This is a genomic window from Collinsella aerofaciens (assembly GCF_001405375.1).
GTDB classification, from domain to species: domain Bacteria; phylum Actinomycetota; class Coriobacteriia; order Coriobacteriales; family Coriobacteriaceae; genus Collinsella; species Collinsella aerofaciens_F.
The window spans coordinates 24,833-40,484 of sequence record NZ_CYYP01000018.1; the positions used below are offsets into that span (position 1 = coordinate 24,833).

Consider the following 15,652-nt stretch of genomic DNA (forward strand, 5'->3'; position numbering starts at 1 on the left):
TTCGAACCCAGAACCCAGGGATTATGAGTCCCCTGCGCTAACCGTTGCGCCAAGAGCCCTTATAAAATGGCGTGTGCGATAGAGGCCAGCAAAACAGGTCCCTATCTTGAACCACGTCGAGAAATAGTACCATGCACGTGGCGCCCGTTCAACGCACGATCTTGTCGACCAGGAGGATCATGGTGCCGCCTTTGACCTTGTGTGCCTATATGAAAAAAGGCCCCAACTTGCGTTGGAGCCTCATTCAATGCTCGGGTGGAGACGAGGGGGATCGAACCCCTGACCTCTTGACTGCCAGTCAAGCGCTCTCCCAGCTGAGCTACGCCCCCGTGCGAAGAAGTACTATACGGGAACTCCCCCGCCGATGCAAGGACAATTTTGGAAAATTTCGCAGTCGCGGCGCGGGCCGCCATCCGCCCAACGGCCGTCCTGCCGGCGCCAGGCCCGTTACCGGGGCCGATCGCGCTCCCGCCGACCCGGCGATTTCAAAACCATGCCGGTTTACGGGGCCGGGCCGGGAACCCCCCGAGCATGCCGTCATCGGTAAAATCAAAACTGCAGGTAGACGGCTTGCGCATTCCGTGAAATGCAGGGCATGGACGGCCGGTCCGGGTCCAGCACCGTAATCCGACATAGTTTTGAAATGACATTAATTCACTAACAGGCAAACTAGGTAGTTCTAGCGCCTTGTCGCCGACTAATTTCCGATTTCCAACCAGTTGCACAAAACATTTGCTCGCAGTCGCGTCTCGGCTGACTTCATTGCTTCAGTTTTGGCTTTATAGCGAATCCCTAAACGGTCGAAGACGCTCCTGACTATGGTGTCTAGCTGCTTTGAATCGTTGAGCATATCGTGAGTCACCAGGAATACATCGAATCCCATGCTCTGCAACGCAGTCATGCGCTCGGCATCGTGGTCAAGTACCGCGCCAGATCCATGGATGACTTCACCTTGGATCTCGATAATTACCGCCTTCATCAGGATTGGATTTACGATCACGATATCGCCGTAGCAAACCTTTTGCCCTGCGATGCTTTGGGCCGCCATGGATAGAGGGGTTAAATCGTTGAGGTACACGTATCTGAATCCTGCACCACCTAGACGTCGAGAACGACTTAGAAGCAGGACCCCAGCGACCTCGAGTGGAGACGCAGCAATGCCGATAACCTGCTGAGCGGCATCATAAAACTGCTTTCCCCACATTTGACTTTTGACCTTGTCGGCGAAACGATGCAGGTCGCTCAGTTCGATGAGCGGCTTTCTCATCCAAAGAGAAGTACCTTTGAGTTTCGTGAGCTCTCTTCCATCTTCACGCTTGCTCTTTTGGCCATCATTATCTGGGTCCTTTACGGTTGCACGGGCATAAACTCGTTTCCAAGGAACCTCGTCTTCGCCTTGTCCAAGTTCGAACAAATCCTGCGTGCTGGAATTGCGATTCTCCTCTACCGCCATTTTTAGCTGCATTTCGGCAGCGGGAGCCGGCTCGAAAACAGAAAACCAGCCGCATAGTTCGTACATAGCCAGTACGAGATCTATTTGGGACACAAAGCGTGTCATAGTAAATAACGTGTTAAGCGGATTGGTGACACTGAAGCCTAAATTAGTGTCGATTGTTGTGCCGGCATTCGATGCCCCTTCCCAGCGAATAGTAGAGCGCAGTCCCGAGTGATGATTACAACAACCTGGCGAAGCAACAGCGATAATCGGGGTCTTGAGGACGTCGGTTACGAAAGGGGCTTGGGATAGAGCTCGCCAGCTATCTTCGGAGTTGGGCAGGCGCGGGTAGAGATCGCGCACCTGTGGCGGGCAGCGCCAGTAGCGGAATGCGGTGTTTGCGCAAACAATCTCGTCCATGTGGACCTCCCCTAGTTTCGACCGTAGGCCGTGCGGATTGCGGGCATGGCCGATTATCTACCGGGGCATCATGTGGGTAAGTACTGGAAGCTGGCCAAATGCTGACCAAATATTGGATGGGATGTGTTGAAAGGTTGATCGAGCCATGAATGTGCTGGTACGAGCTGTGCGCCAGTGGTCTCTGTCTCCACAATTGCACTTAGATTACGCACGGAATTCAATGAATGAACGCAGACGCATTTTGAAAAACGTGCAATGACGACACCTAAGGTGAACTGCGTAACATATAACGCCTTAGGTAACTTCGCTTCGATTTTGGTGTCAAAAAGAAAAAGGCCAGAGGCTTAACACCTCTGACCTGTGCTTTAGATGGTGGGCGATACAAGATTCGAACTTGTGACCCCATCCGTGTGAAGGATATGCTCTACCCCTGAGCCAATCGCCCGTCGCCTTTCGGCAAAAGAGATACTAACATAGCCGCGCGTGGTTTACCAAGAACTTTTTGCCCCCGATTTTAAATTCGTGGGAGCAAGCCGCACTGTTTCAACCCTGTCAGCCAACAAAACCGCAGCTTAACCACCCTTTACCGCTTTATCCACGAGGTCTCGGGGCGGCAGATAAGTCGTGCGTTGTTGTAGGCCATGTCGAGCGTGAGGCAGGTGCGCGCGGCGTAGAAACCGTCCTCGCGTTGGATGGTCAGCGCCAGCTCGGGCTTGTCGCCGGTCAGGCACAGCGGTAGGAGTAGCTGGATCCGGCCGCCGTAGAACTGCGGCACCGCGAGCGTATAGTTGGCTGCGGCGAGGCGGGCGGCCTCGACGACGGCTCCCTCAAAGGCACGGCGCAGCAGCAGCGAGTTGCCCTCCCCCATCAGGCTGGCGGGAATGCGCGTAAGGTTTTCCTCGTCGCCCAGAATGTGGTCGATGTTGGAGCGGATGGGAAGGCGGTAGTCAAAGACCAGCTCGGAGGGGTCCTCGGCAAAGCGCACGCGGCACGGCAGGTACTCAAATGAGACCAGCATGGGGTCGCTCTCCTTAAAGAAGCCCTTCAAAAACCAGCGCTGGCGCGCGTCGGGCTTGGTGTTGGGCTCAAACAGGCCGTAGATGGTCTCGTAGCGGCGCGTGTACAGGCCGGTGTTGAATAGGCAACGGTCGTCGTCGAACACCAGCGGTAAGTTGGACGGGGCGGTCTGGTCCACGTCACGCTCGGTCAAGAACACCGCGCGGCTAAATGAGAACGACAGGTAGTTTTTGAGGATGCGGTTGCCGGGACCCCAGTCCTCGGGGTCGGCGAGGTCGACCAGGCGGTTGTAGCAGGGCTCGGGGCAAAACGCGAAGTCGTACACATTGCTGCACAGGGTGCTTGGGATCTCCATGTGGCGTCCATTCCATTTCATAGTTAGAGTTTGGATGCTTAGATTTTATACGTGCGACGCACCGTCGAGACACACAACGCAATTGCGGCGCAGCTCGTCGGCGAGTTCTGCTCGCGTGCGGTTTCCGGAAACAAGGTCCTGGATCCAGGCGTAGTGCTGGTTGTCTTTGGGTTCCGGGCTATCGGAAAGTACGATTGGAGCACTAGCGGCGTAACAGGAAGGTCCCGCCCATCAACATCGGCAATCATGAGTTGACAAGCGTAATCATGGTTCAATTGCGGTTTAGCAATAGAATGTCAGGGAATCATCACCAAAGGTTTCGCGCCACTTGTCACAAATGTATCGATGGTTCATGGTGATTAGTTTTGAAAGATCCCTGAGATCCTTAGCCGGAATCTTGCTCTCGTTGTTCGCAAGTGTGCATCCGCCATTTTTAGTGAGCCAAAACTTAGTCGAGTTAGCAGCCGCCCTCTTTACCCCTACATGGATGTGAACGGGTTCTCCGTTTTCCGCGATCCAAAAGAACAGAACATACTGTCCAAAAACAAGAATTCGAGGCATTATGCCACCGCCGGTCCAGCTTTTTGCCGTTCTGCAAGCTCGAAGATAAACGGAGCGTTTGATCTAACGAACTCGGTCAAAAAATCCAGTTCGTCAGTAGAAAATCCTTCGACGTTAAACCATTTGACCGCAGGTAGAAAGCATTCTGCATGGTCAAAACCAAAATCAACCGGGCGCTCGACGGCTACGCGAACGGTCCCGTCGTCTCGTGTTTCTGAGTAGGCAAACTGAGTGCCGTCATCTAGCTGAACATAGCTCCAAAGCATTGCTGCCTCCTTAGTGTTTATATCCAAGTATAAACAGCCGCTTAGATGCAACGTGATGCGAATTGAATTATTCCCATAAGACCTGAACTGCTGATTATTTGTATTACTGAGATTTGAACCACCTCACACTTCAGTGTCTTTTTGGCATGGAAAACCGTCATTGTGCGAAAGTCGGACTTTATGTCAAGGATCGTCTTCAGATTCAAGCGCTCGCATGCTTAACTACTTGCAGGCGCTTGAATCCTATAGATTACCCAAATGCTGCTCAACAGCCTCCATGCCAACCTCCGCATATTTTAGGAGGCCTTGTATATCGTTGTAGTTCTTGGGCAATCGATTTTTTTTCAATACCAGTAATTTTGGCGAATAATTCGATTGTTAGATCGAGTGCGAAGTCGATTAGTTTTTGAATTTCGCTGAAAGTTAAAGGGAGTCGCCTAACAAGCTCATCATAATTCAGTGCTTCTATGTCGTTATGGGCGAAAACTTTATTTCGCTGATCGCGAAGCATGTCAGTTAGCTTACTGAGACCGTTGAGTCGTTTTTTCCACAAATTGGAAAGGTCATGAGTGGTTATACACACGGTAACCATTTCGTAATGATCTCCGAACAGTTTTTCATATGAGCGTTGAGACTCAACTTCCTTGGGGTAAAAACGCTCCTCGTCCTCTGCCAATGGGTGAACGATTGGATTAAGCCTGTCAAAGTTTGGTCGATCACCGAATATAGAGATTGCAAGTGCGTCGATTTCAGCAGAATGAGACTTGACGTCTTCTATCAAGTTCCTAATACTGACGTCGCTTTTGGCATCAAATAACCGTGCGCAATTCATGAAACATGATTCGGTTAATGCAAGTTGTGTAAAGCTGAAGAAGCAGCCAGTGCAAATTACTTCATTCTCATAGTCAGAAGATGCTTTAGACAGTTCGCGAAGGATTGCTAGTTCCGTGTTGGCATAAAATGCCTCGTTGTACAGATAGCTGCAACGCTTGAACAGCTCAAGAAGGCCGCCGTTTAATTCTTTCTTGGCAGCGTCAACTGTATGATCAGATTCGTGGTTCATGTTAGATAAATCCTGAGCAATTGTCGTAATAAACTATTCTACTAATGCGTCGTTACGAATATAGCCCTCTGTATAGCCTATCGAAATGGTGCTTCAGCAGCGGCATGCAGCAGCTAGAAGCACTGCACCAAGCAGGAAAAGCGTCACGGACGTGGCGATCCAGTTGTTGTTGGCGGTCTTGGGGAGCATCGCGGCGGTTGCGGTTGCGGTCTTGGGCTTGGAGGCCTTGGCGACCGTAGTCATGGTCACTGCCGTTGTTGTTTTGGTTGTCGTGGCCGCTGGTTTCAGCGCCGGATTTGCCGTGGACCCTGTGGTGGGCTCTCCGGCAGCGGGGTTGGCATCGGCGGAAGGCTCGCCTGCCCCACCGCCAGGCACAACGACCCCATCGGTCTCCCCCGCCGGAGGTGTGGCGACATCGGGCTCAACCACCACATGCGGGGCCACCGCACCGGAGGCATCCACCACACAGCTAGCACCAAAGACCCCGCCAGCAGGCGCCACAAAGCGCGCAGACACAAGCGACCCGCCCGTGCACGTAACGCCGCCGTCGGCACCGGTCGCATCGAGCCACGAGGCATCGACTGAAAGCCGGCAACCGGCCGCGACATCGCCAATGCTCAGATCCTGCAGATACACGCCATAAGCGCGCACGCCCGCCCCGGACCCTGTGCCCGCGGCAACGACGCGTCCGCCGCCGCGCACGGCCATGTCGCCTGCGATCACGCCGGCTACCGCCTCGTCCGTAATATCGGCTCCGTCCGCCCGGGCATCGACTATGCAGCCGTCCACCACGAGCGTCTGCGAAGCGTGGATCCCGCACTGCGAGCCCGTCGCCGTCAGGGTCCCGGTGCCGCGAAGCGTCAGGTTGCCCCACACCTCCATGCCGCACAGCGTGATGTCCGCATCGGGCGCATGCGACTCCGTCACGGAGTTCTGCCCGGCAAGCGTCAGCACCAGGTCGCCCTCGGCGCCAATGGCCTCGCCCGCGTAGCCGTTAAGCTCCAGGTGGTCGGCATCGGTCCAGGCCCAGCCGGGGCCCGACACGCCCGGCTCGTAGTACGTCGCGCCCGCGATGATGAGGCTCTCCGCGCCCGCGGCATAAGAAGGCCCGCCCAGCAGAACGCATAGGCAGGCCATGGTAACAATCGCAATGTGATGACGGCTGGTGTGGGACTTGGCAGCAAACATACCCGCTCCGATCTTCGCGGGAGCCAATAGAATATGCACCAGAAAATGCCCTGGTGGCAGCACTTATTAGTTTAGCGAGATCGATGCAGGAGCAAGGAGAAATCGCGTGGGCAACTCCCACAATTAGGTGTAAATCGTTTTGCCAGTCGGTGAAAGGAAGAATCGGCTTACAACCTCCGTTTCGATTCTTCAAAAGCGCAGGTAGCATCCTTCAAATTGACAGCATGATACTCCGAAGTGAATCTGAACTTGCGTCAAGACATCTCAAGCAATCTGAATTTCGTAATGTAGATGCGATGCAATAAGAACATATATTCGTTATGTTTGGGTGTTGATGATGGAGGGCTGCGTCGCGATTGAACTGCTCTTTCGGGCCTTCTCTACGAATTCGCTGATCCAAGATCTTGTTGTGTTCTTGAGGATCCGGATGTTTTCGGTCGCTTCAATGTCGATTTCCATCATTGCCCTGTCGGCGATGTCGTCCGGCAATGTCGGCAAGCCACTGGGAGCAGTCTCCCTGTACTTCTTGGCAAACATGGATACGTATCTTTCGACAAAGAACTTTTTGTCGCTTACGCTTAGCTTGGAGAAGTGGCTCATCAAATTGAAGCGGGAGAGGAGTTCTGCCGGGAAAGTTTCATTGATCTTCCCGAGGGGGCAGTTTGTCGTGAATACGATGATGAACCCGCGGAGATCGTGCTCCATCCCTTGGGAGTCCGTGAACGATCCTGTCTCGAGGAGATCGAGGAAGAAGTTCCAGACGGCGGGTTCAGCTTTCTCGAACTCATCCACCAGGAGAATTCCGGCATCGGACGAGTCGATCTTCTTTCCCAGCTCGCCTTCTTCGCTTCCCATGTATCCTCTCGGGCTGCCAATCAGGGAGTTTAGAGAGTCCTTGCTGCTGTAGTTCCCAAGATTGACTTTAGGGAGGGGCTGGCATGGCGCGATTGCCTCGCAGAGAATCTTGGCGACTTCTGTTTTCCCGACACCCGAAGGGCCAAGAAGGAGCAACGAGAATACCGGCTGCTCGTCGAGCGCGTTGAAGAGCCTGAAGCTGCGCGATCGGGATTCGAAGGAGCGTTTGAATTCGATCTGGCCTATGAGCTCGCTTTCGAGGGTGGTGAGGACCTGTTTGAATTCGAGTTCGTCGAGGGATACGAGTGTTCTATTTACTCTTTTGTCCTTCTGGGCGTCCTTATCGATCTCGATGTCGCATTCTATAATGTCGTCGAACATGATTCTCAATTGGTATGCTCCTTCGTTCACGGTTTTATCGTCTCCGATGAAGAGGGTGCCAAAGGGTAGCTGGTGGACGAGGAGCTCGAATTTCGATGCCAGCTGAAGATCGCCCGAGAGTAACCCCACAAGTGATGAAACGTCCACGACGAGCTTTTTCTCGGAGAGGAGCTCGGAGATTTGGTCGCTTCCGTGTAGTTCGAGAAGCGACATCAACTTGAAGCCGCCGTCTCCGAGCTGGTCGATCAGGGCTTTATACTGGGATTTGTTGTATGTGACGAGTTTGCGCATGGCGTTGCCTATCAAGCCTCGAAGGACACTGCCTGAATGACAGCAAGGATGTCTATGTAATAGCCCTGTTCTACCCGATTGCCGCCGCCGGTCATGGCGGTGGGTGACGGGTTCTTTCCGCATATAACAATGTCGTTCTGCGGCGTGCGTTTCGGGTCGTCTGGCTGTTGGAAGTAATCGAGGGGGCTCTTCATCTGGGCCGGGGTGATTTTCCCTTTGCATATCCCGACGATGCCGACCTTTCCGATGAGCAGGTCGTCGATTGTGTACCCGCTTTCGAACATTTCTTCTCCATCGAGGGGAATCTTCGCGTACAGCGGCGTTCTTCTTCTTGCGCGGTTTCCTCTGAGCTTGAAGGCTGCGCCGTCTCCTATGAAGGATTGCATCATGTGGCCGATGTCGAGGTCTCCGGCATCGGAGACGGTGATTCCGTCGAAGGTCCCGCTCATGATTGCCATGATGCCTCGAATCTCCTCCTCATTGATGAGCTCCAGCGAGACATCGCCGATGTATGCGAGGTCGCCTTCTGCAAGCGTTGTTCCGCTTTCGGGGGCTTTGCAATGCTCCATTATGTCGGCGAGCATCCGGCTATTTGTGTTCACGTATTCGAGGGTGTCCACGATCTTCTCTTGTTTTTCGTGCCTGACGCTTCCTTCGAGTTTTGCCCTGAGTTTCGTCAGAAAGGGAGGGTTGAGCTCCGCTTCGGCGTTCAATGATGCTCTCTTTGTCGTCCCGTTCTGGTTTTCCTTGGAGCTTGTAGTCTTGAGTTTGTTGTCCAGGAGCATCCTCGTCTCGAACACCTTCTGCTGATTCATGTAGTAGACGGTGAAGAGGCCTGGTATTTTATTTTCTGGCATAGTTCCTCCGCTCCTTTCCTTTAGCGTGGGGCTGTCGTTGTTTCCGCCCCTCGTTATCCGCGTACCATCCGTTTCACACCATACGTATCATTGCCACTCCGAAAAAGCAATCGGACCCACCATGCAGCCGAGACGGACAGAAGACCGTGAGCACAGCGAAGAAGACGTGACTGGCGCATCCTTCAATCTATGCAACAAATGAAATCAAGCCGGCACCGCGCAAGCGCAAAACAAGACCGCTGGCACTGAAGCGCACGGCAAGTGGAGCATCGGTGCTACTTCTGTACGGGATACCCAAATCGGCTCTCAAGCTCCTCCAGATTTTTCAAGAACAAACGCCTTCTCATTGATCCAGTTTTCGTTTCAACGTTCGTTTCTTCCAGTGCAGTCTTTATCTCAAGTATCCATTCAACTAAATCCGCCGATGGCACCCCACCCGGAATCCAAACGTTATGAAGATGCACAAAGAACTTGCGAAGCGCCTCTTGATTCGCCGCATCTTCTCTACAAAATGACTCGACAATGACTCTCGGACTAGCATTAACCAACACTTTGACATCGCGTTCTGCAGCATCGTTGAGAAGTCGAGCAATCTCCCTGCCCGTCAGTCCCTCCGCTCCCTCAGATATCATCAACTGACTCGACATCTTTTTATTCAGCTCTGTCCGAGCATAACGCTCAAGTTCTTCGGCGAGCGCCCGTCTTTTCCGCCTTTCGTCTGCACTAAATACTGGTCCAGAGAGGAGCTCAGAAGCTTTGTCTAGATCGGCATCGATCACTTTCTTGCAATATTTGATAAAGTCATTTTGCGAAAATGGACATTCCCATTTGAGGTCAGATAGCAGGTAATAAACCTCGAGCACGTCGTGCAAACAATCGACTGAATAATGTGCTCTAGTAACTAAATCATAGTAACGCTGCGCGAGGCCATCTACATTATCGTCATCAAGATCGTAAGCGCACCGCATACTTTTAGCGATCTCCCTAACTTCGAGGGTATCGCGGTTGCTCGGGTACCGTTTCCAAATGTATGTTTTAAACCCTTGTTCGAGATCTTCAATATCTACATCGCCTGAAGGGTCGAATGCCTTACCTATCACGGAGAAATCAGAGTATTGCTCGTAAAGAGACACTCTGCGATCGTATTCCAGCGCCTCCGGACTGAGCCATTCCTCTGGCTTTCCGTTTTGTGGCATGGAAGGTGCGTTCCCCATGGAGGTCAACAAAGCAAAATGGACTGCGTCCCGTAGAGCGTAAAACCGGTTTTGAAGTGCAATTCCTGTATTTTGAAGCACCTCAAGGCTGCAAATTCTTCTGATTAGCTCATGAGCACGAATCATTGCCCGAGCATTTACGCATCCGCTGGCCTCTACCCCCGCAAGTATGGCGCTATGCATATCAAGGTCTTCCGATGGGCGACAATCTCCCATGAGAATTTCTTTGGCCAATGCAGACGGGCACGGCTTGAAAGGATAGACTTTCCAAATTAGCTTTTCGCGTACGTCCCTATCGAACTCTCGCATCGATTGCACATCACTTCCTTCCCAGGCATTTGAAACCAGCATGACCTTCAATCCAAGTCTTTCGACAAGATCGTTCATCGTTCCGAATAGCGCCAAATCGTCGCTATGTTTAGAACGCCTCTCCACATCATCGAATACAAGAAAGTGCTTCTTTTTGAGCATTAGGCAGGCAACGGATTGTATCCCGACGGCGAGATTCACCGATAATCCCGTTCTTTTAATTAAAGCCCTCGAAATACCGTTGAGGGCGCCCCCTATAGTTTTGGCAGCAGCTTGCGCCTTCATACCTTTATCGCTAAGGTGTACAAGCGCCATCACAATACGTTCGTATAGATCATCAGCAGTGGCAATTCCGAACATGGAAACGCGGACAAGGTTGTATTCGCCCTTTTCGAGATACTCGTTGAGTTTCCCTTCGATGAATCGGGTCTTTCCCGATCCCCAATCTCCCTCAAGTGCAATTGCATATTGATTGTCCTTATCCTTGAGATAGGAATCAATATGATCGATGAGCTGATCAGCAGGCTCTTTTGACCGGCATGTCTCCATTATTTCCTCCTGCATAAACTTATAGCGAAAGATTTCCTTCGCTGCGCTAGATCAAACCGCAACCGAGGTCGCCCCGTTCACAACAATGATGGCATAAGCTCGATCGAATGAGTATTTGAGCGCCCCCCAATATTCGCGGTACGGAAACGTGCAAATACTCACTCGATGCTAGATCTGCGCTAGCGGCCGAGGCCATCGGAGAAGATCCGTTTGTCGCGGGCACGATGACTTCGCGTCGGTGATGCCGCCCCTTGTGATTTCAAGCTAGTTCACCGTGGCGGCGTTCCTACGGGGGAGGCGTTGCGGCTCCTCTTTTCTGAATCTGGCAAACCACCTGTAAAGGCGCGACTCTCTCAAGTGGTTGAGCTTACTCAGTCTTCCGCGCTCATGTTGGACGAGAGGCACCGCTCGATGCGGTCGGCCCATTTGTTCCTGCGATTGGCGTTTGCTTGCATCACCGCAACCTCTTTGAATTGGCGTTGCAGCATGTTTGCCTTAAGAAAAACAAGCTGTTGAGACGCACCCATTTATACGCTTACGAAACGGCAACCATCGATCATCCCTTATTATTCGGAGTTAGAAGTATCGCCCCACGACGCTAAGCCGGTGACCATCCAGTGACTTTTGACAACAAAATAGACATCGCCAATCTGATTGTCCAAGCATTCATCGGATTCTTTACCTTGGGGACCTTGATTGCCGCATTGCGGCAAAGCAGCCAGAACAAAAGGAACAGGGAGGACGACATCAAGCGGTATCAGCCATCCCGCATATCGGCATGGTACGAAGGGGGTCGAAACCGAACCGATCAGCCCAAGGACAATCGATTCGTCTGGCAGTTAGTCGTGCTTCGAAACGAAAGCGAGTCCCCCGTCTACGACGTAATCGTCACCTGTGTCGGGATTAGCGGAGCCGGCCCCTCTTTCAAAGGAGAGGACAACCGTCCCGCTTTTCCCGACCGCGTCTGCGTCGGCACGCTTCCTCCTGGAGCATGGTACACATGGCTCCCGACGGAAGGGCACGGAATGGGAGTACGCACGGCACCCGAAACGGCTTTCACCGACGCAAACGGAACTTCGTGGGTTCGGCGAGGCAACGGAAGTCTCGAGGAGATCCCTATGGAGCCGACCTCGTTCTACAGGCTGCCCCTCCCCTTGACCTGGTACGGATGCAAGAAGCTGACCGTGTAGCCCCTTGGCATCGTCGCTTTAAGCATTGGGTTTTCCGGACTGAGACGCGAACTTTCCCGGCCGTTCCGGATAACGGGAAAGTCAGAATCATTCGGGTTTGCGGGGCGGGAACGCGAGAGCGACTCCGCCCTTATTTTTCGATACACCCATAAATTGAAGCGAGATCGGCATCATCATCTCGAAGCACTTACCCACAGATCCATATGGTAAAGGTAGCAATTCACTACCTTTTATGCATAAATTACAGGTATCTTAATTAAGCTGTTAAAAAATAATCAACAGCTGTTCTGATTAACCGGCTAATACAACCATGATTCCAACCACTGGTTTTACAAACGATAAAGACCGGCTTCCAACCACTTATTTACCATTCTCGACAAGATAATCGAAGTCAATCAGCTGAAGCTGCTCTACGAACTTCTCCAAATACGAGACAACTTCCTCGTCATTCACGAATAGCGGCCTGTCCTGCGTCAGTCTGCCTGATTTGTCCTGCGGATAGCGGAGACTGATGCCGTTGTCATCGATTTCGGCAATGGCTTTTACAAAAGCACCCATGTTCTTGATGGTTGTATTGTCTTCACGGCACTTTTGCCCCGGAAACCTCGAGAGCAAGGAGTTCCACAGGTTTGTAAGGCTGTGGTCTTTCTTAGGCTTAGCCCCACATCTTTTTATCGCCCTCTTGATTGAAAGCTCAATACAGTGCCTTGTGAGGAACATCACCGGAATCGCGTAGGAATGTTCCAGCATCACATACATGCCCGGCCTGTCGGTCGCTCTCCTCCCGGCGGCCGCAAGCTCCTTGGCGGCATTGAGGAAGGATCTAATGAACTCATCGTCGAACCTGTCGGCTTTAAGCTCGTCTTTCACCAGGGCAGACGAGTCCAACAGCATGAAATTCCTCAAAGTGGGGTCATTGAAGCCATGCATCTGAGGCTTCATGACCTGTTGATCCTTGTATTTAGGGAACACATGGTCATTGAACACGCTATCCATCTGTTAGCGCCGGGCGATTTTAGCCGCTAATAGTCAAACGATTTTGACCAATCCCGGTCACCGAATAATGGCCACCGTGCCTCCCCGCCGCCACTACGCTGGTGGTGCCAACACGCCGGCGCTAGGAGGACCATTGAGGTGAACGAGAGACACGATGACCTACAGGAGATTATAGACGCGGCGCTCCGGGAGATGGCCGCGGAGGAGGGCGACGGGTTCGACCCGCAGGCATGCAACCTCGCTGAGTTCTGCAGGAGGACGGGGCTCACCCGCTCCCGCGCGAGGACGGTCGGGGCCCACGGGTTCAGGGCCCTGCCCCACGGGAACAGCGGGAGGAGGGCCGCGCCGGGCGTGCTCGCCGGCCACACCGGCCTGGTGGACGACCTCCTGCGGAAGGGCGTCACCAACTCGCAGGTGATATTCGAGCGGCTGCTCGGCCAGGGCTACGCCGGCGGCCTCACCACGGTGAAGACCTACATCGCCGCGCACCGGGACCTCGTGCCCGCGAAGAGGCGGCAGGCGGCCCCGCAGGGCTGCCGCGGCCAGCGCTTCAGGACGGCGCCCGGAGAGGCCTACCAGATGGACTGGGGCTTCGTCGCGGTCGAGCGCCCTGGCGGGGAGCGGGCGCGGATCGCCTGCTTCGCCATGGTCTGCCACCATTGCGGGGGCGCCCACGTCGAGTTCTTCCCGAACGCGCGCCAGCAGAACCTCCTCATCGGGATGCTGCACGCGTTCTCGGCGCTGGGCGTGCCCGCGACCGTGCTCACCGACAACATGAAGAGCGTGGTCGTCCGCCGCGATGCCGACGGCCCGCCTGGCAGGCCGACTACGCCGAGTTCATGGGCGTCATCGGCTTCCGCACCAGGCTGTGCAGGCCGCGCCACCCCTATACGAAGGGCAAGGTGGAGAGGCTCGTCCGCTTCGTGAAGGGGAACTTCCTCGCGGGAAGGTCCTTCGCCGACCTTGGCGCCCTCAACCGGGAGGCCGCCCTCTGGTGCGCCGAGCAGGGAGCCCGCTGGCGGCGCCCGGCGGCATGCGTCCCGACGCGCGAGCACGAGGCGGCGTGCTCGGCGAACACCAGGCCGCTCGAGGTCAAGGCCGAGGTCGAGCGGTATCTGCGCCCGCGCCGGAAGATCTCCTTCGACGGCTTCGTGAGCTTCGAGGGGCACCGCTACGGCGTGCCCTACTGGTACGTCCGCCGCGAGTGCAGGGTGAACCGGGAGGGGCGCGTGGTGCACATATACAGCGACGACCTCTCCCGCGAGCTCGTCGCCCACGCCGTCGGCACCGGCGCCGACAGCTGGTGCGAGGGGCAGTGGGAGACATCGCCGGCGCAGCCCGAGGAGCTGCCGACCCAGCCGGTGGGGACCGTGGTCGAGCAGATCGCCCCGCCCAGGACGAAACCCGGTTTCGAGAGGTTCGACTTCGGGAGGGCCGAATGATGGCGGGCGCGGGGGCGAGCCCCTACGAGCTCGCGAGCGACGCCGCGTCGAGGCTCGGGATCGCCGTCGGGGCGGAGGAGCTCGCGACCCTCGCCTCGGACCTCGACCTCGGCGACGGGGAGATGGCCGCCGTGGCAGCCACCTTCTCCTACCTTGCGGAGAAGAGGAGGCTCGCCTCCATCGAGACGCTGCTGAGGCTGAGCAGGCTGCCCAGGCGCGAGCCCAAGACCTTCGAGGGCTTCGACTTCTCCAGGATCCAGGGCCGGGACGCGGCCGCGCTGGGCAAGCTCCCGTCGCTGGCCGACCTCTACGCGCACCGCAACGTCGCCTTCGTCGGGCCCGGCGGCATAGGGAAGACGCACCTCGCGCAGGCCTACGGGCGCGAGTGCTGCATGCGGGGGCTCAAGACCTACTACATAAAGGCGACCGAGCTCAGGGACAGGTTCCAGAAGGCCGTCCAGCGGGGAAACACCTCGCGGGTCGTCTCCTCGCTCGTCAAGCCGTCGTGCCTCATCGTTGACGAGGTGGGGAGATGCGTCTACGACAGGCCGTGCACCGACCTGTTCTTCGATGTCGTCGACAGGCGCTACGAGAAGGAGGGGCCGAACGCGATGGTCCTCACGAGCAACATCGCCCCGAGCGGGTGGGATGAGTTCTTCACGGGCGACGACACGCTCCTCTGCGCCCTCGACAGGCTGTTCGACAAGGCGTCGGTGTTCGTGATGCGGGGCCCGAGCTACCGCGGCAGGGAGCTTGACACCTACTCGGTGGAGGCCGTCCCCCAGGCGGTGAAGGTGAGGGGGATCCAGCCCGAGGGGATGTAGGAATGCGATAGGAAAGTCATAGATGCGGGCGTGTTGGCTAAAATGGGTCGGCCGGGATTGGTCAATCTCGGCCGACTATATTTGGCTAAATTATTCCGGCGCTAACACCGGCGCCCGCGGCAACGACGCGCCCGCCGCCGCGCACGGCCATGTCGCCTGCGATCACGCCGGCAACCGCCTCGTCCGTAATATCGGCCCCGTCCGCCCGGGCATCGACGGTGCATCCGTCCATCACGAGCGCCTGCGAGACGTGGATCCCGCACTGCGAGCCCGTCGCCGTCAGCGTCCCGGCACCGCGAAGCGTCAGGTTGCCCCACACCTCCATGCCGCACAGCGTGATGTCCGGTAATGTCGAGAAAGTTGGTGTAGCGCCCGATCCGAAGTGAGTCGGCCCGGCGTCCTGGAATCTGGAATACGGTTGATATCCTATGCCGCCTCG

Annotated in this window: 14 protein-coding genes and 2 tRNA genes; 3 read left to right on the top strand and 13 right to left on the bottom strand. The window is 55.2% G+C overall.

The annotated features are described in order from the left end of the window. Nucleotides 1-256: 256 nt before the first annotated feature. From ARB25_RS08695 to ARB25_RS08750, 12 genes are all read right to left on the bottom strand, one after another. Nucleotides 257-329 (bottom strand) — tRNA-Ala (locus ARB25_RS08695). A 368-nt stretch (nucleotides 330-697) separates the two neighbouring features. Further along, nucleotides 698-1,855, bottom strand: a complete 1,158-nt coding sequence (locus tag ARB25_RS08700; RefSeq protein ID WP_055287418.1) for a putative endonuclease domain-containing protein — start codon at nucleotides 1,853-1,855, stop codon at nucleotides 698-700. A gap of 370 nt (nucleotides 1,856-2,225) precedes the next feature. After that, nucleotides 2,226-2,300 (bottom strand) — tRNA-Val (locus tag ARB25_RS08705). Between the two features lie 138 nt (nucleotides 2,301-2,438). After that, nucleotides 2,439-3,227 (bottom strand): DUF3825 domain-containing protein, encoded by a 789-nt coding sequence (locus ARB25_RS09855; RefSeq protein WP_156327723.1) that lies wholly within the window; start codon nucleotides 3,225-3,227, stop codon nucleotides 2,439-2,441. A 282-nt stretch (nucleotides 3,228-3,509) separates the two neighbouring features. Beyond that, nucleotides 3,510-3,788 carry a DUF4160 domain-containing protein gene (locus tag ARB25_RS10405; protein WP_082421950.1) on the bottom strand — a complete coding sequence of 93 codons (279 nt, stop codon included), beginning with the start codon at nucleotides 3,786-3,788 and terminating at the stop codon, nucleotides 3,510-3,512. Beyond that, the gene (locus tag ARB25_RS08715) at nucleotides 3,788-4,054 is read right to left on the bottom strand and encodes a hypothetical protein (protein WP_055287420.1); all 267 of its coding nucleotides are present in this window, start codon (nucleotides 4,052-4,054) and stop codon (nucleotides 3,788-3,790) included. Before ARB25_RS08715 ends, ARB25_RS10405 begins: the two co-directional genes overlap by 1 nt. Before the next feature lie 265 nt (nucleotides 4,055-4,319). After that, entirely contained in the window at nucleotides 4,320-5,117 is a 798-nt protein-coding gene (locus ARB25_RS08720; RefSeq protein WP_055287422.1) for an AbiU2 domain-containing protein, read from the bottom strand. 93 nt (nucleotides 5,118-5,210) lie between these two features. Then, nucleotides 5,211-6,305 carry a hypothetical protein gene (locus ARB25_RS08725; protein WP_055287424.1) on the bottom strand — a complete coding sequence of 365 codons (1,095 nt, stop codon included), beginning with the start codon at nucleotides 6,303-6,305 and terminating at the stop codon, nucleotides 5,211-5,213. 318 nt (nucleotides 6,306-6,623) lie between these two features. Then, the gene (locus ARB25_RS08730; protein ID WP_055287426.1) at nucleotides 6,624-7,832 is read right to left on the bottom strand and encodes an AAA family ATPase; all 1,209 of its coding nucleotides are present in this window, start codon (nucleotides 7,830-7,832) and stop codon (nucleotides 6,624-6,626) included. Nucleotides 7,833-7,843: 11 nt separating this feature from the next. Then, nucleotides 7,844-8,689, bottom strand: coding sequence for a hypothetical protein (locus ARB25_RS10185; protein WP_055287428.1), 846 nt, complete (start codon nucleotides 8,687-8,689; stop codon nucleotides 7,844-7,846). A gap of 275 nt (nucleotides 8,690-8,964) precedes the next feature. Then, a complete protein-coding gene (locus ARB25_RS08740) occupies nucleotides 8,965-10,761 on the bottom strand; it encodes a P-loop NTPase fold protein (RefSeq protein WP_172676355.1) in 1,797 nt (598 codons plus the stop codon). 1,550 nt (nucleotides 10,762-12,311) lie between these two features. Further along, nucleotides 12,312-12,893, bottom strand: coding sequence for a HEPN domain-containing protein (locus ARB25_RS08750; RefSeq protein ID WP_233540749.1), 582 nt, complete (start codon nucleotides 12,891-12,893; stop codon nucleotides 12,312-12,314). Nucleotides 12,894-13,085: 192 nt separating this feature from the next. On the opposite strand from ARB25_RS08750, the gene ARB25_RS10320 reads away from it, so the two are divergent. From ARB25_RS10320 to ARB25_RS08760, 3 genes are read left to right on the top strand one after another with little or no spacing between them, the layout of a single operon-like run. Beyond that, nucleotides 13,086-13,874: a hypothetical protein gene (locus ARB25_RS10320; RefSeq protein ID WP_253276081.1), complete on the top strand. Its 789-nt coding sequence runs from the start codon at nucleotides 13,086-13,088 to the stop codon at nucleotides 13,872-13,874. Then, nucleotides 13,850-14,389, top strand: coding sequence for a Mu transposase domain-containing protein (locus ARB25_RS10325; protein ID WP_253276082.1), 540 nt, complete (start codon nucleotides 13,850-13,852; stop codon nucleotides 14,387-14,389). The genes ARB25_RS10320 and ARB25_RS10325 overlap by 25 nt, the downstream gene beginning before the upstream one ends. Next, on the top strand, nucleotides 14,389-15,213 hold the full coding sequence (locus ARB25_RS08760) for an ATP-binding protein (protein WP_253276083.1): 825 nt from the start codon (nucleotides 14,389-14,391) through the stop codon (nucleotides 15,211-15,213). Before ARB25_RS10325 ends, ARB25_RS08760 begins: the two co-directional genes overlap by 1 nt. A gap of 85 nt (nucleotides 15,214-15,298) precedes the next feature. Here the strand turns inward: ARB25_RS08760 and ARB25_RS10260 are convergent. Then, on the bottom strand, nucleotides 15,299-15,652 hold a 354-nt coding region (locus ARB25_RS10260; protein ID WP_216595142.1), incomplete at its 5' end, for a hypothetical protein.